The organism is Enterobacter cloacae complex sp. ECC445 (genome assembly GCF_021892025.1).
Lineage (GTDB): Bacteria > Pseudomonadota > Gammaproteobacteria > Enterobacterales > Enterobacteriaceae > Enterobacter > Enterobacter chengduensis.
Map to the genome: position 1 here is coordinate 102,876 of NZ_JAKLRZ010000007.1, position 22,303 is coordinate 125,178.

20 protein-coding genes are annotated in these 22,303 nt (G+C 56.0%); 10 read left to right on the plus strand and 10 right to left on the minus strand.

Features of this window, described 5'->3' with window-relative positions; genetic code table 11:
- Positions 1-51: 51 nt before the first annotated feature.
- Entirely contained in the window at positions 52-498 is a 447-nt protein-coding gene (locus L6R44_RS08520) for a YccF domain-containing protein (RefSeq protein ID WP_032639339.1), read from the plus strand.
- Between the two features lie 19 nt (positions 499-517).
- Positions 518-2,680: a YccS family putative transporter gene (yccS, locus tag L6R44_RS08525; RefSeq protein WP_237423872.1), complete on the plus strand. Its 2,163-nt coding sequence runs from the start codon at positions 518-520 to the stop codon at positions 2,678-2,680.
- On the opposite strand, the gene L6R44_RS08530 is transcribed toward yccS, so the two are convergent.
- Positions 2,637-3,263 (minus strand): TfoX/Sxy family DNA transformation protein, encoded by a 627-nt coding sequence (locus tag L6R44_RS08530; protein WP_237423873.1) that lies wholly within the window; start codon positions 3,261-3,263, stop codon positions 2,637-2,639. The two genes, yccS and L6R44_RS08530, sit on opposite strands and share 44 nt — an antisense overlap.
- 217 nt (positions 3,264-3,480) lie before the next feature.
- Here L6R44_RS08530 and sulA point away from each other — a divergent pair, with 217 nt between their 5' ends.
- Positions 3,481-3,990, plus strand: a complete 510-nt coding sequence (sulA, locus tag L6R44_RS08535) for an SOS-induced cell division inhibitor SulA (protein ID WP_032639331.1) — start codon at positions 3,481-3,483, stop codon at positions 3,988-3,990.
- Positions 3,991-4,344: 354 nt separating this feature from the next.
- On the plus strand, positions 4,345-5,400 hold the full coding sequence (gene ompA, locus L6R44_RS08540) for a porin OmpA (protein ID WP_120286683.1): 1,056 nt from the start codon (positions 4,345-4,347) through the stop codon (positions 5,398-5,400).
- Positions 5,401-5,464: 64 nt separating this feature from the next.
- Here ompA and matP read toward each other — a convergent pair whose 3' ends face one another.
- Entirely contained in the window at positions 5,465-5,917 is a 453-nt protein-coding gene (gene matP / locus L6R44_RS08545; RefSeq protein ID WP_032639326.1) for a macrodomain Ter protein MatP, read from the minus strand.
- 186 nt (positions 5,918-6,103) lie between these two features.
- On the opposite strand from matP, the gene L6R44_RS08550 reads away from it, so the two are divergent.
- Together L6R44_RS08550 and fabA are read left to right on the plus strand one after the other, a co-directional pair.
- A complete protein-coding gene (locus L6R44_RS08550; protein ID WP_237423874.1) occupies positions 6,104-7,864 on the plus strand; it encodes an AAA family ATPase in 1,761 nt (586 codons plus the stop codon).
- 68 nt (positions 7,865-7,932) lie between these two features.
- The gene (gene fabA / locus L6R44_RS08555; protein WP_008499931.1) at positions 7,933-8,451 is read left to right on the plus strand and encodes a 3-hydroxyacyl-[acyl-carrier-protein] dehydratase FabA; all 519 of its coding nucleotides are present in this window, start codon (positions 7,933-7,935) and stop codon (positions 8,449-8,451) included.
- Positions 8,452-8,522: 71 nt separating this feature from the next.
- Here fabA and rmf read toward each other — a convergent pair whose 3' ends face one another.
- From rmf to rlmKL, 6 genes are all read right to left on the minus strand, one after another.
- Complete coding sequence (rmf, locus tag L6R44_RS08560) at positions 8,523-8,690, minus strand: ribosome modulation factor (RefSeq protein WP_013097261.1); 168 nt, start codon at positions 8,688-8,690, stop codon at positions 8,523-8,525.
- Between the two features lie 256 nt (positions 8,691-8,946).
- Entirely contained in the window at positions 8,947-9,513 is a 567-nt protein-coding gene (gene pqiC / locus L6R44_RS08565; RefSeq protein ID WP_237423875.1) for a membrane integrity-associated transporter subunit PqiC, read from the minus strand.
- Positions 9,510-11,150, minus strand: coding sequence for an intermembrane transport protein PqiB (gene pqiB, locus L6R44_RS08570; RefSeq protein ID WP_237423876.1), 1,641 nt, complete (start codon positions 11,148-11,150; stop codon positions 9,510-9,512). The genes pqiC and pqiB overlap by 4 nt, the downstream gene beginning before the upstream one ends.
- 4 nt (positions 11,151-11,154) lie before the next feature.
- A complete protein-coding gene (pqiA, locus tag L6R44_RS08575) occupies positions 11,155-12,408 on the minus strand; it encodes a membrane integrity-associated transporter subunit PqiA (RefSeq protein ID WP_237423877.1) in 1,254 nt (417 codons plus the stop codon).
- A gap of 13 nt (positions 12,409-12,421) precedes the next feature.
- The gene (locus L6R44_RS08580) at positions 12,422-14,329 is read right to left on the minus strand and encodes an ABC transporter ATP-binding protein (RefSeq protein ID WP_237423878.1); all 1,908 of its coding nucleotides are present in this window, start codon (positions 14,327-14,329) and stop codon (positions 12,422-12,424) included.
- A gap of 12 nt (positions 14,330-14,341) precedes the next feature.
- A complete protein-coding gene (rlmKL, locus tag L6R44_RS08585) occupies positions 14,342-16,450 on the minus strand; it encodes a bifunctional 23S rRNA (guanine(2069)-N(7))-methyltransferase RlmK/23S rRNA (guanine(2445)-N(2))-methyltransferase RlmL (protein WP_237423879.1) in 2,109 nt (702 codons plus the stop codon).
- Between the two features lie 98 nt (positions 16,451-16,548).
- Here rlmKL and L6R44_RS08590 point away from each other — a divergent pair, with 98 nt between their 5' ends.
- Positions 16,549-17,658: a YcbX family protein gene (locus L6R44_RS08590; RefSeq protein ID WP_237423880.1), complete on the plus strand. Its 1,110-nt coding sequence runs from the start codon at positions 16,549-16,551 to the stop codon at positions 17,656-17,658.
- Here L6R44_RS08590 and zapC read toward each other — a convergent pair.
- Together zapC and pyrD are read right to left on the minus strand one after the other, a co-directional pair.
- A complete protein-coding gene (zapC, locus tag L6R44_RS08595; protein WP_023311020.1) occupies positions 17,655-18,197 on the minus strand; it encodes a cell division protein ZapC in 543 nt (180 codons plus the stop codon). The two genes, L6R44_RS08590 and zapC, sit on opposite strands and share 4 nt — an antisense overlap.
- Positions 18,198-18,363: 166 nt before the next feature.
- Positions 18,364-19,374, minus strand: a complete 1,011-nt coding sequence (gene pyrD / locus L6R44_RS08600) for a quinone-dependent dihydroorotate dehydrogenase (protein ID WP_032639311.1) — start codon at positions 19,372-19,374, stop codon at positions 18,364-18,366.
- 248 nt (positions 19,375-19,622) lie between these two features.
- Between pyrD and ssuE the strand changes: the two genes are divergently transcribed.
- The 3 genes from ssuE to ssuD are packed head-to-tail and all read left to right on the plus strand — an operon-like array spanning position 19,623 to position 22,295.
- Positions 19,623-20,198, plus strand: a complete 576-nt coding sequence (gene ssuE / locus L6R44_RS08605; RefSeq protein WP_237423881.1) for an NADPH-dependent FMN reductase — start codon at positions 19,623-19,625, stop codon at positions 20,196-20,198.
- Complete coding sequence (locus tag L6R44_RS08610) at positions 20,191-21,153, plus strand: sulfonate ABC transporter substrate-binding protein (protein WP_237423882.1); 963 nt, start codon at positions 20,191-20,193, stop codon at positions 21,151-21,153. The genes ssuE and L6R44_RS08610 overlap by 8 nt, the downstream gene beginning before the upstream one ends.
- Positions 21,150-22,295, plus strand: coding sequence for an FMNH2-dependent alkanesulfonate monooxygenase (gene ssuD / locus L6R44_RS08615; RefSeq protein WP_032638814.1), 1,146 nt, complete (start codon positions 21,150-21,152; stop codon positions 22,293-22,295). Before L6R44_RS08610 ends, ssuD begins: the two co-directional genes overlap by 4 nt.
- The last annotated feature ends 8 nt before the right edge of the window (positions 22,296-22,303 follow it).

Below are 22,303 nucleotides of genomic sequence, written 5' to 3' on the forward strand. Positions count from 1 at the left end.
AAAACGTTACAATCATTGGGCGTTAATTTTATCGAAAGGAAGTGAGGGTTTATGCGTACCGTTCTGAATGTGTTGAATTTTGTGCTGGGCGGTTTTGCCACCACCCTTTCCTGGCTTTTTGCCACGCTGGTGAGCATCGTCCTGATTTTCACGCTCCCCCTGACCCGCTCCTGCTGGGAAATCACAAAACTCTCCCTGGTCCCTTACGGGAACGAAGCCGTCCACGTTGACGAGCTGAACCCGGAGAGCAAAAACGCCCTGATGAACACGGGCGGAACCCTGCTTAACATTCTGTGGCTGATATTCTTCGGCTGGTGGCTGTGCATCATGCATATTTTTGCCGGTATTGCACAATGCATCACGATTATTGGTATTCCGGTGGGGATCGCAAACTTTAAGATCGCCGCTATCGCGCTTTGGCCCGTCGGGCGCAGGGTTGTTCCGGTAGAAGTGGCCCAGGCGGCGCGTGAAGCAAACGCTCGCCGTCGTTTTCAGTAAATAAGGACTGGCCGCGTTTATGCTAAGCCCACTGCTTCGCCGTTATACCTGGAACAGCACCTGGCTTTATAACGTCAGGATATTTATCGCGCTTTGCGGCACGGTTGCCCTGCCCTGGTGGCTGAATGACGTCAAGCTCACCATTCCGCTCACCCTTGGCGTAGTGGCCGGGGCGCTGGCGGACCTGGACGATCGCCTGGCCGGGCGTTTACGTAACCTGGTCATCACGCTCGTCTGCTTTTTTATCGCGTCAGCGTCCGTTGAGCTGCTTTTCCCCTGGCCCTGGCTGTTTGCCCTGGGTCTGACGCTCTCGACCAGCGGGTTTATTTTGCTGGGCGGCCTTGGACAGCGCTATGCCACCATCGCGTTTGGGGCACTGCTGATCGCCATCTACACCATGCTGGGCGTTTCCCTGTACGACCACTGGTATCAGCAGCCGGTTCTGCTGCTGCTGGGCGCCGTCTGGTACAACCTGCTGACGCTGACCGGTCATCTGATCTTCCCGGTTCGCCCGCTGCAGGATAACCTTGCCCGCAGCTTTGAGCAGCTGGCCCACTATCTGGAACTCAAATCCCGGCTGTTCGACCCCGATATCGAAGAAGAAAGTCAGGCTCCGCTCTACGATCTGGCGCTGGCAAATGGCCAACTGGTCGCCACCCTTAACCAGACAAAGGCCTCGCTGCTTACCCGCCTGCGAGGCGACCGCGGCCAGCGCGGAACCCGAAGGACCTTACACTACTATTTTGCTGCCCAGGATATACATGAACGCGCCAGCTCATCGCACGTTCAGTATGCTGCCCTGCGCGAGAAGTTCCGCTACAGCGACGTGATGTTTCGCTTCCAGCGTCTGCTGTCCATGCAGTCCCAGGCCTGCCAGCAGCTCTCGCGCTGCATTCTGCTGCGCACGCCCTATCAGCATGACCCGCGCTTTGAACGCGTTTTTAGCCACCTTGATGCGGCCCTCGACCGCGTTCAGGCCAGCGGAACGTCGCCGGAACACATCAAAGCACTTGGTTTTTTGCTGAACAACCTGCGGGCGATTGACGCTCAACTGGCGACCATTGAGTCCGAACAGGCGATGGCGCTACCGGGCAGCGAGGTGGACAATCAGCTTGCTGATGACAGCGTGCACAGCGTTAGCGATATGTGGCTACGGCTGAGCCGTAACTTTACGCCGGAGTCGGCGCTCTTTCGCCACGCAGTGAGAATGTCGCTGGTGCTGTGCGTGGGTTACGCCTTTATCCAGATAACCGGGCTGCAACACGGCTACTGGATCCTGCTGACCAGCCTGTTCGTCTGCCAGCCGAACTACAACGCCACCCGACACCGTCTTGCGCTGCGCATTATCGGCACGCTGGTGGGCGTCGCGATCGGCCTTCCGGTGCTCTATTTCGTGCCCTCCGTTGAAGGCCAGCTGATCCTCATCGTAATTACCGGCGTGCTGTTCTTCGCGTTTCGCAACGTGCAGTATGCCCATGCCACCATGTTCATCACGCTGCTGGTGCTGCTGTGCTTTAATCTGCTGGGCGAAGGGTTTGAAGTCGCCTTGCCCCGCGTGATTGATACGCTGATTGGCTGCGCGATTGCCTGGGCCGCAGTCAGCTTTATCTGGCCAGACTGGCGTTTCCGCAATCTGCCGCGGGTGGTAGACAGGGCAATGAACGCCAACTGTCGCTACCTTGACGCTATTCTGGAGCAGTACCACCAGGGGCGCGATAACCGCCTGGCGTACCGGATAGCCCGTCGCGATGCGCACAATAGTGATGCAGAACTGGCCTCCGTTGTCTCGAACATGTCGACGGAGCCTCGCGCCACGGAGGAGATTCGCGAGACTGCGTTCCGCCTGCTCTGCCTGAACCATACGTTCACCAGCTATATTTCAACGCTGGGCGCCCACCGAGAGAAGCTCACCAACCCGGGAATTCTCAGCCTGCTTGATGACGCCGTCTGCTATGTCGATGACGCACTTCACCACCGCCCGGCCGATGAGCCGCGCGTTCAGCAGGCGCTGGATGAACTGGCTCAACGCATTGCGCATCTTGATCCAGGAAACGACAGCAAAGCGCCGCTGGTGCTACAGCAGATAGGCCTGCTTATCGCTCTGCTGCCTGAAATTTGCCGGCTGCAACAGCAAATTGCTACCTGGAGGAGTAGTTCTCCTGTGGCTCAGGCAGCGCATTAAACCACTCCGTCAGCTCCCGGCGAATGCCTGCCGGGAGTGCCGCCTCATGCAGCCCTTCGATTGCCCCCTCAAGCGCAAAGAGAACCTTGATGCTGAGCGCTTTATTTTTTGCCCGCATCTTTAGCCAGCTCGCCCTGGCTCCCAGCGCCCGCAGCGTTTCTTCATTGGTGATGCCTGCTTCAAAGAGCAAGACCTCAATCTGAAAGGTCAGGTTTGGCAGATCTTTTAGTCGGTTACGCTGATGGCGCTGATAGCGCTCTTTTCTTGCCGCGCTGAGCGCAAAGGAAGAGAGCTGGAGCAACCGCTCCCTGTCCTGCCATAATCCGTCATCCACGCGGTAATAGTTAAGCAGCACCGGGCGGCCTCGCTTCATCAGCGTTAAAAATGAAGAGGCATTTTTGACACAGTATTTTGCGCTCTCCTCACAGGCCCGCAGATAAAGTTCGCCATCAGACACCATGGCAAAGACGGCGTCATCCACCGCCAGGGTGTAGCCTCCAAACAGCGCGCGATGATGGATCTCGCCCAGTGGTGAAAGGTATTCCTGGGATTTATAAATCCGTTCATAAGATATCTTTTTCATGATATTTCCCTTCAAAATCATAAAGTAACAACGAAATTTCTTACTAGCGGATCCGTTAGCAGGAAAATAGGCAACTTATCTCCGTTGAGCAAGATGATTTTTCAAGGGGCCTCAAGATTGAATGAATTTTGCGAGTCGCTTTCCGAAAATGAGGTTGATCTTTATGCATACAGGGGTTACTGTATATTCATACAGTAACTACAGGGCTGGAATGAATATGCACACTTCAGGCTATGCAAATCGCTCAACCTCTCTCTCTTCGACCGCAGGCAATGTCGCGCAGAAATCCGTCGAGCGTGTTTCCACGGGGCTTATCAGTGAAGTGGTTTATCGTGAAGACCAGCCCCTGTTGACGCAGCTTCTGTTGTTGCCGTTATTGCAACAGCTTGGTCAGCAATCGCGCTGGCAGCTTTGGCTTACGCCTCAGCAAAAACTGAGCCGTGAGTGGGTTCAGTCCGCAGGCCTTCCGCTAACCAAGGTCATGCAGATTAATCAGCTCGCACCGTGCGATACCGTTGAGTCAATGATTCGTGCGTTACGCACCGGAAATTACAGCGTGGTGATTGGATGGTTATCGGAAGAGTTGACGGAAGAAGAGCATTTTCGTCTGACGGAAGCCGCTGAAGAAGGAAATGCGATCGGATTCATTATGCGTCCGGTTCGATCGGATTCTTACCGCAAAGGACAACTTTCTGGGCTAAAAATTCACTCAAATTTGTATCACTGAGCGAAATTAAGATTTTTCCTGGAATTTTTTTTGACAGCAAGATGGGATTTAAGTTCCCGGTCTCAAAATTGCGGCAAGGCTTGTCTGGTGCGGTTCTCCTTAATTTTATTGCACAAAATTCGTTCGAAAAATGTTAAATAATCGGTATACGGAACTTTTTTTTTCATATGCCTGACGGACTTCACACTTGTAAGTTTTCAGCTACGTTGTAGACTTTACATCGCCAGGGGTGCTCGGCCTAAGCCGAAGATATCGGTAGATTTATATTTGACCACGCCCCCCGGTGAAGGATTTAACCGTGATTCTCAGTTGAGACATTCATGGCGAATTTTGGATGATAACGAGGCGCAAAAAATGAAAAAGACAGCTATCGCGATTGCAGTGGCACTGGCTGGCTTCGCTACCGTAGCGCAGGCCGCTCCGAAAGATAATACCTGGTATGCAGGTGGTAAACTGGGCTGGTCTCAGTTCCACGACACCGGCTGGTACAACAGCAGCCTGAACAACGATGGCCCTACTCACGAGAGCCAGCTTGGTGCAGGTGCGTTCGGTGGCTATCAGGTTAACCCGTATGTTGGTTTTGAAATGGGTTACGACTGGTTAGGTCGTATGCCATACAAAGGCGACACCGTAAACGGCGCTTTCAAAGCACAGGGCGTTCAGCTGACCGCTAAACTGGGTTACCCAGTAACTGACGATCTGGACGTGTACACCCGTCTGGGCGGCATGGTATGGCGCGCTGACTCCAGCAACAGCATCGCTGGCGACGACCATGACACCGGTGTTTCCCCAGTATTCGCTGGTGGCGTTGAGTGGGCTATGACCCGTGACATCGCTACCCGTCTGGAATACCAGTGGGTTAACAACATCGGCGACGGTGCTACCGTTGGCGTTCGTCCAGACAACGGCATGCTGAGCGTAGGTGTTTCCTACCGTTTCGGCCAGCAGGAAGACGCAGCACCAGTTGTTGCTCCAGCGCCGGCTCCAGCTCCAGAAGTACAGACCAAGCACTTCACTCTGAAGTCTGACGTTCTGTTCAACTTCAACAAAGCGACTCTGAAACCAGAAGGCCAGCAGGCACTGGATCAGCTGTACACCCAGCTGAGCAACCTGGATCCTAAAGACGGTTCCGTAGTGGTTCTGGGCTTCACCGACCGTATCGGTTCTGACGCTTACAACCAGAAACTGTCTGAGAAACGTGCTCAGTCTGTTGTTGATTACCTGATCTCTAAAGGTATCCCAGCTAACAAGATCTCCCCACGTGGTATGGGCGAATCTAACCCAGTGACTGGCAACACCTGTGACAACGTGAAAGCTCGCGCTGCACTGATCGACTGCCTGGCTCCAGATCGTCGCGTAGAGATCGAAGTTAAAGGCATCAAAGACGTTGTAACTCAGCCAGCGGCATAAGTTATCGTCTTATAAAAAAACCCCGCCATGCGGGGTTTTTTATTGTCTGAAGAAAAGTAAAAATCTACTTCTTGCCCAACAGCGCCTGAAGGTCGTTCTTCAGCGTCGACATCTGGCTGGCGTACTTCTCTTTATGCTCGGCGTCTTCAATCAACTGCACGATGGTTTCCGAAAGCGTTTTGCCCCGTCGTTGGGCAAGCCCGGCCAGACGCTGCCAGACAACGAACTCCAGGTCGATTGATTTTTTGCGCGTGTGCTGATGCTCAGCATTAAAATGCCGTTTGCGTCGCGCGCGAATAGTTTGCTTCATCCGGTTTAACAATGCAGGATTAATGTGTTTCTCTATCCAGCCGTTAACCTGAACCGGTTCATTTTCGAGGGTCAGCAAAATATCCACGGCTTCTTGCGCAGCGCTGGCTTCGATGTAGCAGGTGATCAGCTCCCCTTCACGGTGCTTTTTGACCAGGTACTTCCATTTCCAGCCGCTTTCGAGATTTTCCAGTTGTTGATATTTCATTGCGATCTCAGTGTTACCACGTAACTCTGTTCAGAATATCAGTTTTTTAGCAATCTGCTGAAAAGAAATCATATCCTGTGAGTGAATGCAGCCAATCGGCCTGCCGAAATACCCAATCCTGCTTGGGTAGAGCCCCCCGCTTACGGTATACTCCACGCTTTTACATCTGACTAAAAAACATCAACTTTGACCATTACGAAACTTGCATGGCGTGACCTTGTTCCGGATACCGAAAGTTATCAGGAACTGTTTACACAGCCAGATCTCGCAAAAGAACACGAATTCATCCTTAGCGATACGCAGCCCCGTTTGCATTATGCGCTGGAGCAGGTGTTAAGCCCGTGGGCAACTGCGCCTTTCATGCTGCTCAAGGCTCCGGAAGAAGCGGAATACCTGACGCTGCTTGGAGATGCCGTACGCCAGCTGAAGCCGGAAGCGAACGCAGTTTTTGGCGGCCAGTATCGTATCGCGGGACGTGATGTTACATTCGAACCGCCGGCGCAGGCCGATGGCGGTTTTGCCGCTAAGGGTGAAGTGATTACCGCTAACTGGGTCGAGGCTGAACAGCTTTTTGGGTGTCTGCGCCAGTTTAACGGAGAACTTTCGCTGCAGCCGGGGCTGGTACACCGCGCAAATGGCGGTGTTCTCATCATCTCTCTGCGCACCCTGCTCTCGCAGCCGCTGTTGTGGATGCGTCTGAAAACCATCGTGCACCAGCAGCGTTTCGACTGGGTCGGCTACGACGAGTCTCGTCCTCTGCCAGTCTCTGTTCCGTCTATGCCGCTGTCGCTGACCGTCGTGCTGACGGGAGACCGTGAATCGCTGGCTGACTTCCAGGAAATGGAGCCGGAACTGGCTGAGCAGGCGGTGTATAGCGAATACGAAGACAACATCCAGATTGCCGATGCCGACGATATGGCGCAGTGGTGCCAGTGGGTGATGGCCGTTGCGGAACGTTTTGCCTTGCCAACGCCTGCGGCTGACGCGTGGCCGGGCTTAATCCGTGAAGCGGTACGCTACACCGGTGATCAGGAAACGCTGCCGCTTTGCCCGCTCTGGATCGGCAAACAGCTGCGTGAAGTGGGCGCGATCGGCGGTGACGGCGCGTTCACCGGCGAACAGCTCTCCCAGATGCTGGCCCAGCGCGAGTGGCGAGAAGGCTACCTTGCTGACCGTATGCAGGATGAAATTCTGCTGGAACAAATTCTGGTGGAAACCGAAGGCGAACGCGTTGGGCAGATCAACGCCCTGTCGGTCATTGAATTTCCTGGCCATCCGCGCGCATTCGGGGAACCGTCCCGAATCAGCTGCGTTGTGCACATTGGCGATGGCGAGTTCACCGATATCGAACGGAAAGCCGAGCTAGGCGGCAACATTCATGCGAAAGGCATGATGATCATGCAGGCGTTTTTGATGTCAGAGCTGCAGCTCGAGCAACAGATCCCCTTCTCCGCCTCGCTGACGTTTGAGCAGTCCTACAGCGAAGTGGATGGCGATAGCGCCTCTATGGCGGAGCTGTGCGCCTTAATCAGTGCCCTGGCGGAAGTGCCTATCAATCAGAATATCGCGATCACCGGTTCGGTGGACCAGTTTGGTCGTGCGCAGCCAGTGGGTGGCCTCAACGAAAAAATTGAAGGCTTCTTCGCTATCTGTCAGCAGCGCGGTTTAAACGGCAAACAGGGCGTGATTATTCCTGCGCCCAACGCGCGCCATTTGAGCCTCAGCCAGGATATTCTGGATGCGGTTGAACAAGAGCAGTTCGCTATCTGGGCCATCGAAGGGATTGAGGATGCACTACCCTTACTGACAAACCTTGTGTGGGATGGTGAAGGGCAAACCACCCTGATGCAGACTATCCAGGAGCGCATTGCTCAGGCGACACAGCAGGATGCTCGCCACCGTTATCCATGGCCGTTACGCTGGCTGGGCTGGTTTAGTTCGAACTGATCGGACTTGTTCAGCGTACACGTGTTAGCTATCCTGCGTCCTTCACTAAAATAAGGCTTACTGAGAACATGGTAGATAAACGCGAATCCTATACAAAAGAAGATCTTCTTGCCTCTGGTCGCGGTGAACTGTTTGGCGCGAAAGGCCCACAGTTACCGGCCCCGAACATGCTGATGATGGACCGTGTCGTGAAAATGACCGAAACCGGCGGCAACTTCGATAAGGGTTACGTAGAAGCAGAACTCGATATCAACCCGGACCTGTGGTTCTTCGGTTGCCACTTTATTGGCGATCCGGTAATGCCTGGCTGTCTGGGCCTGGATGCCATGTGGCAGCTGGTTGGCTTCTATCTGGGATGGCTGGGCGGCGAAGGTAAAGGCCGCGCGCTGGGCGTGGGCGAAGTAAAATTCACCGGCCAGGTTCTGCCTACAGCGAAGAAAGTGACCTATCGTATTCACTTCAAGCGCATCGTTAACCGTCGCCTGATTATGGGCCTGGCAGATGGCGAAGTGCTGGTCGACGGTCGTCTGATCTATAGCGCAAGCGACCTGAAAGTTGGCCTGTTCCAGGACACTTCCGCGTTCTGATTGTGCTTTTGGCACCTCCAGAAAGGCGAAACCTCCGCAATGCGGAGGTTTCTTTTTTTAAAGAGACGTTATCAGGCTATGAGTGCCCTGTCGCCGATGGCTTCTCGCCAGCCTCCAAGCCATTGTGACCTTTGATTTATCGTCTGATAAGGACACATTTCTTTAGAACGTCCAGCGATGCCGGCCTGATAACCACGTTGATGAGCCCGTTCCAGGCGATCTCGTTTCTGTCTCTTCATGCCTCGTTTCCCTCATTCTTTTGTCTGGTGGAAAGAAAACAGTGTCTGCACTCATTGCACAGGCACAGATAACGAATACCCCGAATTCATTGCAGCGTCAATGTTCAAAATTCATACGGGTGTCATATTTGTGAGCTAGCCAGAAGATCATTTGTACAAAAAGTGTGACCCGGCACAAGTAACAACCTGAAGCCAAAACGAAAAAAAAACCGCAATCAGCGCCAGGCCAATTGCGGTTTTTGATGATGAATTTTACTTATGGCAGCCGGGAAATCTCCCTCGCGATGCTGGCCGACTCCTGGGCCCAACCCTGCGCCAGGACTTTCACCATTTCGTCATAGCCATCTTTTTGCTGCTTCAGCTCCAGATGGAAAGGACGCTTAATCAGCTGCCCCTGATGGTTCAGCAGCCACTCCCCGCTGATGATAACGGCACCGTCATACCGACCATGGAAGCCCGTTACCGTGACGTTCAGCGTATCCTGATCGCTACCCAGTGGCTGGGAAGCAACAACCCAGCCCGGAAGCTGGCTGCTCAGATTTGCCACCAGCGTATTGCGCAGCTGTTGATCCAGCGGGCTGGCCCAAAGGTTATTGTTGGCAATGGTGTACTGTACATCGCTGGTCTGGTAGACCACCCCGTTGCCGGCCAGGTAGTCCGGCACGGCAACTTGCTCAACCCACAGCAGACGGTTGCCTTGCGAAGCGGTACTCTGGGTACCTGCGTGCGCCATCAGCGGTAGCTGATAGTAGCTTTTCGTTTCACTGCCTGAGCTACAGGCCGTGAGTACCATCGCTCCTACAATCGCTAGCCATTTTTTCATTGTTTCGCCCTCTTCGGCTCAGGATCCTTTTTATCTTTCGCTTCAAACACCAGCGCGTTGCTCTTCTCGTTGAGCGTTTTCAGCACCGGCTGCAGTTCGCGCAAGACCTGATCAAGACGCTGCATGTCTGCCACCATCTTGTTGTAGGCCGCCGAGCCCGGCTGGAAGCCCTGCATACTGCGGTTAAGCTCGCGCAGCGTTTTCTGCATGTCCTGCGGCAGCTGCTGCATACTCTGGCTCGCCGTGATCTTGTTGATGTTATCCAGCGTGGTTTGCAGACGCTGCATTGTCTCCTGACTCTGATGGAGCGAGCCGGTTGCCGCTTCAATCATCGGATTCAGTGGCAGATTGTTGATCTTATCCAGGGTTTCCATCAGACGCTGCTGGATCTGCGCCAGACCGCTGCTCACCGTTGGGATGATTTTGTACCCCCCGAATTCACGGATACCGGTAATCGGCGGTGCTTTCGGGTAGAAGTCCATATCCACATACAGCGCGCCGGTCACCAGGTTACCCGTCTTCAGGGATCCGCGCAGACCGCGCTCCATCAGTTGAGAAATATGCGTAGCAATATCCTGATTCTCGCCAATCTGGTTGATCAAGCGTTCAGGTTCGATACGAATCAGCACCGGAATGCGGTAATCATCATCCAGAACCTGCTGCAGGCCAGGCACAAAGAACGGCACTTGCCCAACCGTACCCAAACGAATACCGCGGAACTCAACAGGCGCACCCGGCTGCAGGCCGCGAACGGAGTCTTTAAAGAACATCAGGAAGTCAACGTGATCGGTATAGAGCGCATCCTGAATGCTTTTTTGATCGTCAAAGAGACGAAAAGCGGTGTTCTCTGCCACCGGCTGCCCAAGATCCAGGCCTTCCGGTACGTCAAAACTTACGCCACCGCCAAACAGCGTTGTCAGCGAGCCCATTTCAACGCGCATGCCTGCCGACGTCAGATCCACCGCAATCCCGCTGTCTTTCCAGAAGCGGACATTGCTGGTAACCAGACGATCGTTAGGCGCATTGATGAAGAGCTGATAGCTGATCGCGCGTTTCTGCGGATCGAACGTACTTTTCTCCACCGATCCGACGCGGTAGCCGCGGAACAGGACCGGGTCGCCCGCCGTAAGCTGACCTGCTTTTTTGCTGTCGAGGATCACGCGGATGCCCTTGGCATCCGGCGGCGCGAGCGGCGGCGAGTCGAGAAGCTGGTATTGCCCAGGCTGGCTACCCTTCGTGCCGGGCTGCAGTTCGATATAGGCACCGGAGAGGAGCGTCCCTAAGCCGCTAATCCCTTCACGTCCCACCTGCGGCTTAACGACCCAGAAAACGGAATCGCCGTGCAGCAGTTTTTCCATGCCGGCATTCAGACGCGCCTTAATCTCTACATGGGTTAAATCGTCGGTCAGGGTTGCGCTTTCCACCACGCCCACGTCCACGCTACGGCTTTTGATGGTCGTTTTACCGCCCTCAATGCCCTCCGCATTGGTGGTGATCAACGTGACTTCCGGTCCCTGATGGCTGTAATGATAAAACAGGATCCAGGCACCGATCAGCGCAGTCACGATGGGAAATATCCACACCGGCGACCAGTTTTTGACCTTCTGCACTTTCGCCTCTCCACTCTTATTTTCCATGCTCTTACTCTTCCTCATGGCTTGATTCAGGCTCACGATCCCACGATAAACGAGGGTCGAAGGTCATGGCCGCAAACATGGTCATAATCACAACCAGTGCAAACATTAAAGCCCCCATCGCGGGATAAATACTCATCAAACCGCCCATCCGCACCAGTGCAGAGAGAACGGCGATGACAAACACGTCAATCATTGACCAGCGTCCGACAAACTCGACCACTTCATAAATCAGGTGCATGCGTTCGCTGTCGCGTTTGCCATGACCTTTCGCATCCCAGCAGAGCCAGGCGATAGCGATCATTTTTAAGGTGGGTACCATAATACTGGCGATAAAGATGACCCCGGCAACCGGATAAGAACCTTCACCCCACAGCAGAATGACCCCGGCCAGGATCGTCGAGGGCATTTTGTCACCGAGCAGGTCGGTGATCATGATTGGCAAAATATTGGCCGGCAGATACAGCATGATGGACGTGACCAGCAGCGCCATCGTCCACTGCAGGCTATTTTTGCGGCGTACGTGACCTTTCGTTTCACAGCGCGGACACACGTCGAGATCGGCGGGCAGCACGGCGGTGCAGCACGAACAAGAACGTAGCCCCTGACGAATACCGGGCACGCCGACCTTCACCGTCTGCGCAAGCGTCGGTGCCGGGGCGATATCATCCCACGCCCAGCGCCTGTCCACGCACTGGAATGCGCGCAGCTGCAGAACGCAGTACAGGCACCACGGAATAAAGCTGCTGCCGATGCCCACATCGCCGTAGGCCATCAGCTTCACGAAGCTGACCAGAATGCCCGCCAGAAAAATCTCGGCCATGCCCCAGCTTTTGAGCTGAAACAGGATCCGCGCGAGCCGGATTTTCAGTGATGTCGGCATCCTGACGCGGTTCACCAGCAGCAGGATGACGACCAGGCACAACGCCGGGACTATCTGGACAAACAGGAGAAAAAAGGTGCCGAGGCTGGCGTAATCTTCCGAGAACATCACGCCCGGGATCTCAAGCAGATCCACCTGGCTGGTGATCCCCCCCACCTTCATAGAGATGAAGGGGAAGAGATTGGAGAGCAGCAGCATGAACAGCGCCGCCAGCGCGTAGGCTGTGGGACGCTGCCTTGGCGCGTCCCACTCGGTTGTCAACGTCGTCCCGCAACGTGGACACAGGGCTTTATGACCGTGACCAAGCTCTGGCAACGCCACGAGCATATCGCATTGCGAGCATAAAATATGCCTGTCGGCATGGTGCTGGTCACACATATGTTATCCCTGTTTATGCGCCGTTTTTCAGAGACTCAAGGTACTCCCAGCGCTCAAATGCTTCTTCCAGGGCTTTTTCAGCCGCGGACAGTTCTGCCAGTACTTTCTGAGTATAGTCGTGCGGCTGCGTAAAGAATGACGCATCGGCCACCTGCGCTTGCAGCGTTTCGAGAGCCGCTTCCAGCTCTTCAAGACGCTGAGGAAGCCCCTCAAGTTCGCGCTGCAGGTTATAGCTCATTTTAGCAGGAGATTTTTTAACAGTTTCTGCTTTTGCGACAGCAGGTTCCGGTACATTCCTGGATTTCGCCTGTTTTATCGCCAGAGACTGTGACTGCTGCCCTTTCGCATCATGGTAACCGCCAACGTATTGGCCAATTCGCCCTTCACCTTCGAAGATCCAGCACTCGGTCACGGTGTTATCCACGAACTGACGATCGTGGCTGACCAGCATCACGGTACCCTGATAACCGTCAATCAGCTCTTCGAGCAGTTCCAGCGTTTCGACATCCAGGTCGTTCGTTGGTTCATCGAGGATCAGCAGGTTGCTTGGCTTGAGGAACAGGCGCGCCAGCAGCAGGCGGTTTCGCTCACCCCCCGACAGCGCACGCACCGGCGTCATGGCGCGTTTTGGATGGAACAGGAAGTCCTGCAGGTAGCCCAGCACGTGGCGCGGCTTGCCGTTCACCATCACCTCCTGCTTGCCTTCGGCGAGGTTATCCATCACCGTCCTGTCAGGATCCAGCTCCGCGCGGTGCTGGTCGAAGTAGGCCACTTCCAGCTTGGTCCCGCAGTGAATGCGGCCGCTGTCGGCCTGCAGCTGGCCCAGCATCAGCTTCAGCAGCGTGGTTTTCCCGCAGCCGTTCGGGCCAATCAGCGCGATTTTGTCGCCGCGCTGAACCTGCGCGGAGAAATCGTTCACCAGCACTTTACCGTCGACCTGATAGTTAACGTTCTCCATTTCGAAGACAATCTTGCCGGAGCGGGATGCCTCTTCCACCTGCATTTTGGCGCTGCCCATCACTTCACGGCGTTCGCTGCGCTCGCGGCGCATCGCCTTCAGGGCACGCACGCGGCCTTCGTTACGGGTACGGCGGGCTTTGATGCCCTGGCGGATCCAGACCTCTTCCTGCGCCAGCTTGCGGTCAAACTCGGCATTTTGCAGCTCTTCCACGCGCAGGTTTTCTTCTTTTTCCAGCAGATAGGTATCGTAATCACCGGGATAGGTCACCAGCTTGCCGCGGTCGAGGTCGACAATGCGGGTCGCCATATTGCGGATAAACGAACGGTCGTGCGAGATAAAGATGATGGTGCCGCTGAAGGTTTTCAGGAACCCTTCCAGCCAGTCGATCGCTTCAATATCCAGGTGGTTAGTCGGTTCGTCCAGCAGCAGCACCTTCGGCCCGCTGACCAGCGCGCGGCCCAGGGCCGCTTTACGCAGCCAGCCGCCCGAGAGCGCCGACAGCTCCATATCCGGTTCCAGACCGAGCTGCGCCAGCACCTCATTAATGCGGTTTTCAAGCTGCCACAGGCCGTGGTGATCGAGCATCTCCTGCACTTTCGCCAGCTCGTTGAGATTTTTGTCGCTCGGATCGGTCATCACCAGATGCGAAATCTCGTGATAGCGCTTCAGGTATTCTGCCTGCTCGGAGATCCCCTCCGCCACGAAATCGTATACGCTGCCGGTCACGTGACGCGGCGGATCCTGCTGAAGGCGGGAGACAATCAGATCCTGCTCGTAAACAATGCGCCCGTCATCCAGGCCCTGCTCGCGGTTGAGGATCTTCATCAGCGTGGATTTACCCGCGCCGTTACGGCCCACCAGACAGACGCGCTCGTTATCTTCGATGTGCAGCTCTGCATTATCGAGAAGCGGTGAGTCGCTGAAAGAGAGCCACGCGCCGTGCATACTAATTAAAGACATTTATTTTTCCTTTCAGACCGCGGTGATCAACCAGCAGTTATGGATTTGACGGTTACGGGCAAAGTCCTGAGACAGCGTTTTTTGGCTGATTTCTTGTGCTTTCAGTCCCAGGGCCGCTAAGCCGTCGTGATCCATACGGAAGCCGCGTTTGTTGTTCGAGAACATAATGGTGCCGCCTTTGCGCAGCAGGCGCTTCAGGTCGGTCATCAGGCGCAGGTGATCGCGTTGAACGTCAAAGCTATCTTCCATACGCTTGGAGTTAGAGAAGGTCGGCGGATCGATAAAGATCAGGTCAAACTGCTCGTCGGTATCGCGCAGCCAGCCCAGCACGTCGGCCTGCATCAGGCGGTGCTGACGTCCGGTCAGACCGTTCAGACGCAGATTGCGCTCCGCCCACTCCAGATAGGTACGTGACATATCCACCGTGGTGGTGCTGCGCGCGCCGCCCAGACCGGCATGCACGCTGGCGCTGCCGGTATAGGAGAAGAGGTTCAGGAAGTCCTTGCCTTTGCTCATCTGGCCCAGCATGCGGCGGGCGATACGGTGGTCGAGGAACAGGCCGGTGTCCAGATAGTCGGTCAGGTTGACCCACAGGCGGGCGTTGTATTCGCCCACTTCGATAAAGTCGCCCTTCTCGCCCATCTTCTGATACTGGTTTTTGCCTTTCTGACGCTCGCGGGTTTTCAACACCAGCCTGTTTGGCGCAATACCCAGCACGGCGATGGTGGCGGCAATGACGTCCAGCATGCGCTGGCGCGCTTTTTGTGCATCAATGGTTTTCGGCGGCGCATATTCCTGAATCACCACCCAGTCCGCGTAGCGGTCAACTGCCACGTTGTATTCCGGCAGGTCGGCATCGTACAGGCGATAGCATTCAATGCCCTCCTGCTTCGCCCACTTCTCAAATTTCTTCAGGTTCTTGCGCAGGCGGTTGGCGTAATCTTCCGCCACGCCGGACGGCTTGCTGTCGGCCGCCTTCTCCGCCAGATGATAGTTTTTCTGCACGCAGTCCAGCGGGCCGTTTTTCGCCTTAAACTGGCGATCGGCGCGCAGCTGCAGGCAGCTCAGCAGTTCCGGCGAGGCGCTGAACAGAGACAGGTTCCAGCCGCCGAAGTGGTCCTTCATGTTGCGGCCCAGCAGGCTGTGCAGGGCGATCAGCGCCGGTTCGCTGTCGAGACGCTCGCCGTATGGCGGGTTGCTGATGACGGTACCGTACGGGCCTTTCGGCAGCGGGTTGGTCAGGTTCGCCACGTCCTTCACCTCGAAGGTGACCAGCTCGCCGATACCGGCGCGGCGGGCGTTGCTGCGCGCGCGCTCAATCACGCGCGGGTCGCTGTCTGAACCGTAGAAATGCGAGGTGTACTCCGCCAGGCCTTTACGCGCGCGGGTCTGCGCATCGTCTTTGACCTCTTTCCAGAGGGCTTCATCGTGCTGCGCCCAGCCTTTAAAGCCCCAGTGCCCACGGTGCAGCCCTGGCGCACGATCGGTGGCCAGCATCGCGGCTTCAATCAGCAATGTACCGGAACCACACATCGGATCGAGCAGCGGCGTACCCGGCTGCCAGCCGGAACGCATGACGATCGCGGCGGCCAGCGTTTCTTTGATTGGCGCCATCCCGGTGCGATCGCGGTAGCCGCGCAGGTGCAGGCCCGCGCCGCTCAGATCGAGAGAGATGCTCGCCGTGTCGCCGTTCAGCCAGACGTTGATACGCAGATCCGGATTTTCGCGATCGACGTTCGGACGTTCCTTATTTTTGCGCGTGAAGCAGTCCACGATGGCGTCTTTTACGCGCAGGGCACCGTACTGGCTGTTGCGGATCTCGTCGTTCACGCCGTTAAAGTGCACCGCAAAGGTAGCATTCGGGGTGAAGATCTCTGTCCAGTCGATCATCTGAACGCCGGTATAGAGATCCAGGTCGCTGTAGACCCTGCACTCCTTCATCGGCAGCATGATGCGCGACGCCAGACGGCTCCACATCAGGCTCTGGTAAATAAGCCGCGTGTCGCCCTCAAAATGGACACCACCCTGAACCACCTGGCACTCTTGCGCGCCCAGGCTTTCCAGTTCAGTTTTTAACAGCTCTTCCAGCCCACGGGCCGTACTGGCAAACAGAGAATTCATATCGTCACTTTTACTCTTAGAAAATTGTCGCGCATTATAGCTAATATGGCGTGTATGTCATAAAGTTGAAGGCTTATTTTCATTTGTGGGAGTGTGCAGTGGCGACGTTATCCAGGCTTTTTATTCATCCGGTGAAATCCATGCGCGGCATCGGCGTCTCTCACGCGCTGGCCGACATGAGCGGATTCGCCTTCGATCGCATTTTTATGGTCACCGAGCCGGACGGCACGTTCATTACCGCACGCCAGTTCCCGCAGATGGTTCGCTTTACCCCTTCCCCGCTTCACGACGGTTTGCATTTGACCGCGCCGGACGGTTCCAGCGCGGTGATTCGCTTTGCTGATTTTGCGCCCGTCGACGCGCCAACGGAAGTGTGGGGTAACCATTTTACCGCACGCATCGCCCCGGATGAGATAAACCGCTGGCTGAGCGGCTTCTTCTCCCGCGACGTGCAGCTGCGCTGGGTGGGGCCTGAACTGACGCGGCGCGTGAAGCGTCATGACGCCGTTCCCCTCTCCTTCGCCGATGGCTTCCCGTTCCTGCTGACCAACGAAGCCTCGTTGCGTGATTTACAAGGCCGCTGCAAAGCCAGCGTTCAGATGGAACAGTTCCGTCCTAACCTGGTGGTAACGGGTGCCGATGCCTGGGAAGAAGACACCTGGAAAGTGATTCGCATCGGCAGCGTCATTTTTGACGTGGTGAAGCCGTGCAGCCGCTGCATTTTCACGACGGTAAGCCCGGAGAAAGGCCAGAAGCACCCTTCCGGCGAACCGCTGAAGACGCTGCAGTCTTTCCGCACCGCGCAGGATAACGGCGACGTCGATTTCGGCCAGAACCTGATCCCGCGCTCCAGCGGCGCCATCCGCGTCGGTGATGAGGTCGAGATCCTCGCCCGCGGGCCTGCAAGAGTGTACGGTTCGGGCCAGGAGGAGGAGTTTGTCGACGTTGAGACGAACGTCGCCTCTGCGGTGGATATTCACTGGCAGGGCAACGTGATTCGTGGCAACAATCAGCAGGTGCTGCTGGAACAGCTGGAGCAGGCCGGTATTCGCGTACCCTATTCCTGTCGCGCGGGAATTTGCGGATGCTGCCGCATTAAGCTGGTAGAGGGGGAAGTGACTGCGCTGAAGAAATCGGCGGTGGGGGATGACGGAACCATTCTGTGCTGCAGCTGCGTACCGAAAACGTCCGTCCAGCTGGAAGCTTAAACCGCCTGCTCGAGGCTGAAGGAATCGACGCGCAGCTGTGGCTTCAGCCTGTCGTTCATCACTTTAATGGCGTCGCCAAGCTGCATCGTCCGCCCGGCAATCGTTACGCCGGGCTGCGCCAGCAGGCAAAGCGCGGCATTTTCACCCGGCTCTACCACTAACAAGCTCACCTCTTCGGCGGTATCGCTCAAATTGACGCTGGCCGCATCGCCCGTTGCCGGAGTCCAGCTCATACCATGCGCAAGAAAATGCCAGCTTTTTGGCATTTGCGGCTTCAGGAAACGAATCGCCACCAGCGCATTTAATACCAGCTCGGCACGCTGCTCTTTTGACAGCACCAGATCGCGGCATTTTTCTTCAAAGGAGAAATAAAGCGCAGCGTCGTCAACGCAAAAGCCCGACGGGGAAAACGCGTCCGGAGTTAACATGCGGCGGGCAAAACGAGAACGAAACAACATGCCATTGGCCAAATCGAGCATCATACGATCGTGCTCGTCGCAAAAATACCAGCGCCAGTTATCGTCAGGCTTAATTCGCATGTCTCTCTCCCGTCCCCGAAACGTCCTGTACTAAAAATGTCCTGTTTGCCGCCTCGTTTATAACACCATTAATAAAAGACTATAATGTTTAAATAAGCAACAGTGACGGAATATAAAACAACCAGGGCTGGAAATAAAGCCCCGGTTGTCTGATTAGGAGAAAAGATTAGATATGCGTAACGATTTCTTTAATCAGCGGCGGTCCTTTAAAAATAAAGCCGGAATAGATTTGCACCAGTGACGCACCCGCCGCCATCTTCTCACGCGCAGCAATGACGGAGTCGATACCGCCGACGCCAATAATCGGCAGGCGTCCTTTTAATTCCGCAGACAGGGCGCGAATAATCTCGGTGCTTTTTAATTGCACCGGACGTCCGCTTAACCCACCCGCTTCGTCACAGTTTTTCATTCCCTGCACGAGAGAACGATCGAGCGTCGTATTGGTCGCAATCACGCCATCAATATTATGACGGACTAAACTGTCGGCAACCTGGATCAATTCTTCGGTAGAAAGATCCGGGGCGATCTTAACCGCGACCGGAACATATTTATGGTGGATCGCCTGGAGTTCATTTTGCTTATTTTTAATGGCGCTCAGAAGATCGTCCAGCGCTTCGCCATATTGTAAGGAACGCAGACCCGGGGTATTGGGTGAAGAAATATTCACCGCGATATAACCGGCATAGGCGTAAACTTTTTCCATACAAATCAGGTAGTCATCTTTACCCTGCTCTACCGGCGTGTCTTTATTTTTGCCGATATTGATGCCTAATATTCCGTCAAAATGGGCTTTTTTTACGTTCTCAACGAGGTGATCAACACCGAGGTTATTAAAGCCCATGCGGTTGATCAGCCCTTCGGCTTCAACCAGGCGGAACAGGCGCGGCTTGTCATTTCCCGGCTGCGGGCGCGGGGTGACGGTACCGATTTCAATGGAGCCAAAGCCCATCGCGCCCAGGGCATCGATGCACTCGCCGTTTTTGTCCAGACCCGCCGCCAGACCCAGCGGATTTTTAAAGGTCAGACCCATACACTGCACCGGTTTTACCGGCACATGCTGACGCACCAGCGCGGCCAGTGGCGTTCCGGTAATGCGACGTAACTGCTGGAATGTCAATTCATGAGCGCGCTCAGGGTCGAGCTGGAAAAGGGCTTTACGAACGAAGGGGTAGTACATGAACTCTCCTGGATTCCCGGTGTGCAAACCGGGAGGGGATTATGGGCGATCCGCGCGCGAAAGGGAATTGACCTGCGGCAAAAAATCAGCGCAAAGCGCAATCGTTTTCCTGCCCGTTTAATTCTTATGCACTTTTTCGCATTTTAATTGCAGATAAATCATTTAGTGGAATAACCGCGCGGTGTCACACTCCTTCAAATTGTTATGAATGTTAGATAAAAGCAAACAATTGGTTATAAGGAGGAAGTATGCGCGTCATTACCCTGGCCGGAAGTCCACGATTCCCCTCTCGCTCCAGCGCCCTGCTGGAATATGCCCGCGAAAAACTCAATGCGCATGATGTGGAAGTGTGTCACTGGAACCTGCATAACTTCGAACCTGAAGATCTGCTCTATGCCCGTTTCGACAGCCCGGCGCTGAAAACGCTCATCGAGCAGCTTAACGGCGCTGACGGCTTAGTTGTGGCAACGCCCATTTATAAGGCCTCTTTTTCCGGTGCGCTGAAAACCCTGCTCGACCTGCTTCCGGAACGCGCCCTGGACGGTAAGGTGGTGCTGCCGCTGGCAACGGGCGGTACGGTCGCCCATTTGCTGGCCGTAGATTACGCCCTCAAGCCGGTGCTGAACGCGCTGAAGGCGCAGGAGATCCTCCACGGCGTTTTCGCCGATGATTCCCAGGTCATCGACTATCAGCACAAACCCCACTTTACGCCCAACCTGCAAACCCGCCTCGACAACGCTCTGGAAACCTTCTGGCATGCCCTGCACCGCCGGGATATCCAGGCCCCGGCGTTTGGTCAGCCACAAGGAGTCGCCCATGTTTAAAACGTTAACCCGCATCGGACTGGCAGGACTGATGGCGCTCGCCTCGCTGGCCCATGCCGCAGAAACGGCGCCGGAAAGTTTACGTATCGGCTATCAGAAGGGCAGCGTCAGCATGGTGCTGGCGAAAAGCCACCAGCTGCTGGAAAAACGCTTCCCGGACACCAAATTCTCCTGGGTGGAGTTCCCGGCTGGCCCGCAGATGCTGGAGGCCCTGAACGTCGGCAGTATCGATCTCGGCAGTACGGGGGATATTCCACCCATATTCGCCCAGGCGGCAGGGGCGGATCTCGTCTATGTAGGCGTAGAGCCGCCCAAGCCGAAGGCCGAAGTGATTCTGGTGCCTGAAAACAGCGGCATTAAAAGCGTCGCCGACCTTAAAGGTCATAAGGTCGCGTTCCAGAAAGGCTCCAGCTCACACAACCTGCTGCTGCGCGCCCTGCAGGAGGCCGGGCTTAAGTTCACCGACATTCAGCCCGTTTACCTGACGCCTGCCGACGCGCGCGCTGCGTTCCAGCAGAAGAACGTGGATGCCTGGGCCATCTGGGATCCGTACTACTCCGCCGCGTTACTGCAGGGCGGCGTTCGCGTGCTGAAAGACGGCACCACGCTGAAGCAGACCGGCTCATTTTATCTGGCCGCGCGCCCTTATGCGGAAAAGAACGGCGCATTTATTCAGGGCGTGCTGGATACCTTTACCCAGGCCGATGCGCTGACCCAGACCCAGCGTCAGGAGAGCATTGCCCTGCTGGCGAAAACCATGGGCTTACCTGAGCCGGTGATCGCGAGCTATCTCAACCATCGTCCACCGACCACCATTACGCCCGTCGACGCGCACGTCGCCGCGCTTCAGCAGCAAACCGCTGACCTCTTCTATCAAAACCACCTGGTGCCAAAACAGGTCACTATTCGCGAACGCATCTGGCAGCCCGCAGGCAAAGAAGGAGCTAAATCATGAGTCTGAATCTTTTCTGGTTTTTACCTACCCACGGTGATGGGCACTATCTTGGCACCGAAGAGGGCTCGCGCCCGGTTGACCACGGCTACCTGCAGCAGATTGCGCAGGCGGCGGACCGCATCGGCTTCACCGGGGTACTGATCCCAACCGGACGCTCATGTGAAGATGCCTGGCTGGTCGCCGCGTCGATGATCCCGGTCACCCAGCGTCTGAAGTTCCTGGTGGCGTTACGCCCGAGCGTTGTCTCTCCCACCGTGGCGGCGCGTCAGGCGGCTACGCTTGACAGACTGTCCAACGGCCGCGCCCTGTTTAACCTGGTGACGGGCAGCGATCCGCAGGAGCTGGCGGGCGATGGGGTGTTCCTCGACCATACCGAGCGCTATGAGGCCTCCGCCGAGTTCACCCGCGTCTGGCGACGCCTGCTCGAAGGGGAAACCGTCACCTTTGAAGGCAAGCATATTCACGTTCGCGACGCGAAGCTCTACTTCCCGCCGGTGCAGCAGCCGCGTCCGCCGCTCTATTTTGGCGGTTCGTCGGACGTTGCCCAGGATCTGGCGGCCGAGCAGGTCGATCTCTATCTGACCTGGGGCGAACCGCCCGAGCTGGTGAAAGAAAAAATTGCCCAGGTACGCGCTAAGGCGGCCGCCCATGGCCGCAAGGTTCGCTTCGGTATTCGCCTGCACGTAATCGTGCGCGAAACCAATGAAGAAGCGTGGCAGGCCGCCGACCGTCTGATTTCCCATCTGGATGATGAGACCATCGCGAAGGCGCAGGCCGCGTTTGCCAAAACCGACTCCGTCGGGCAGCACCGGATGGCGTCCCTGCACAACGGCAAGCGCGAGAACCTGGAGATTAGCCCGAACCTGTGGGCGGGCGTCGGCCTGGTGCGCGGCGGTGCGGGCACGGCGCTGGTTGGCGACGGTCCGACCGTGGCCGCGCGCATCAATGAATACGCCGAGCTGGGCATCGACAGCTTTATTCTCTCCGGCTATCCGCACCTGGAAGAGGCCTACAAGGTGGGCGAACTGCTGTTCCCGCACCTGGACGTCGCCATTCCGGAAATTCCGCAGCCGCAGCGGCTGCAGCTTCAGGGCGAAGCCGTGGCGAACGAGTTTATTCCACGCAAAGCCGCGCAGAGCTAAGGAGTGAC

What these genes read in the sequence shown, in the direction of transcription:
- L6R44_RS08520 (WP_032639339.1), top strand. Translation starts at nt 52, where the DNA reads ATGCGTACCGTTCTGAATGTGTTGAATTTTGTGCTGGGCGGTTTTGCC.
- yccS (WP_237423872.1), top strand. Translation starts at nt 518, where the DNA reads ATGCTAAGCCCACTGCTTCGCCGTTATACCTGGAACAGCACCTGGCTT.
- L6R44_RS08530 (WP_237423873.1), bottom strand. Translation starts at nt 3,263, where the DNA reads ATGAAAAAGATATCTTATGAACGGATTTATAAATCCCAGGAATACCTT.
- sulA (WP_032639331.1), top strand. Translation starts at nt 3,481, where the DNA reads ATGCACACTTCAGGCTATGCAAATCGCTCAACCTCTCTCTCTTCGACC.
- ompA (WP_120286683.1), top strand. Translation starts at nt 4,345, where the DNA reads ATGAAAAAGACAGCTATCGCGATTGCAGTGGCACTGGCTGGCTTCGCT.
- matP (WP_032639326.1), bottom strand. Translation starts at nt 5,917, where the DNA reads ATGAAATATCAACAACTGGAAAATCTCGAAAGCGGCTGGAAATGGAAG.
- fabA (WP_008499931.1), top strand. Translation starts at nt 7,933, where the DNA reads ATGGTAGATAAACGCGAATCCTATACAAAAGAAGATCTTCTTGCCTCT.
- rmf (WP_013097261.1), bottom strand. Translation starts at nt 8,690, where the DNA reads ATGAAGAGACAGAAACGAGATCGCCTGGAACGGGCTCATCAACGTGGT.
- pqiC (WP_237423875.1), bottom strand. Translation starts at nt 9,513, where the DNA reads ATGAAAAAATGGCTAGCGATTGTAGGAGCGATGGTACTCACGGCCTGT.
- pqiB (WP_237423876.1), bottom strand. Translation starts at nt 11,150, where the DNA reads ATGGAAAATAAGAGTGGAGAGGCGAAAGTGCAGAAGGTCAAAAACTGG.
- pqiA (WP_237423877.1), bottom strand. Translation starts at nt 12,408, where the DNA reads ATGTGTGACCAGCACCATGCCGACAGGCATATTTTATGCTCGCAATGC.
- L6R44_RS08580 (WP_237423878.1), bottom strand. Translation starts at nt 14,329, where the DNA reads ATGTCTTTAATTAGTATGCACGGCGCGTGGCTCTCTTTCAGCGACTCA.
- rlmKL (WP_237423879.1), bottom strand. Translation starts at nt 16,450, where the DNA reads ATGAATTCTCTGTTTGCCAGTACGGCCCGTGGGCTGGAAGAGCTGTTA.
- zapC (WP_023311020.1), bottom strand. Translation starts at nt 18,197, where the DNA reads ATGCGAATTAAGCCTGACGATAACTGGCGCTGGTATTTTTGCGACGAG.
- pyrD (WP_032639311.1), bottom strand. Translation starts at nt 19,374, where the DNA reads ATGTACTACCCCTTCGTTCGTAAAGCCCTTTTCCAGCTCGACCCTGAG.
- ssuE (WP_237423881.1), top strand. Translation starts at nt 19,623, where the DNA reads ATGCGCGTCATTACCCTGGCCGGAAGTCCACGATTCCCCTCTCGCTCC.
- L6R44_RS08610 (WP_237423882.1), top strand. Translation starts at nt 20,191, where the DNA reads ATGTTTAAAACGTTAACCCGCATCGGACTGGCAGGACTGATGGCGCTC.
- ssuD (WP_032638814.1), top strand. Translation starts at nt 21,150, where the DNA reads ATGAGTCTGAATCTTTTCTGGTTTTTACCTACCCACGGTGATGGGCAC.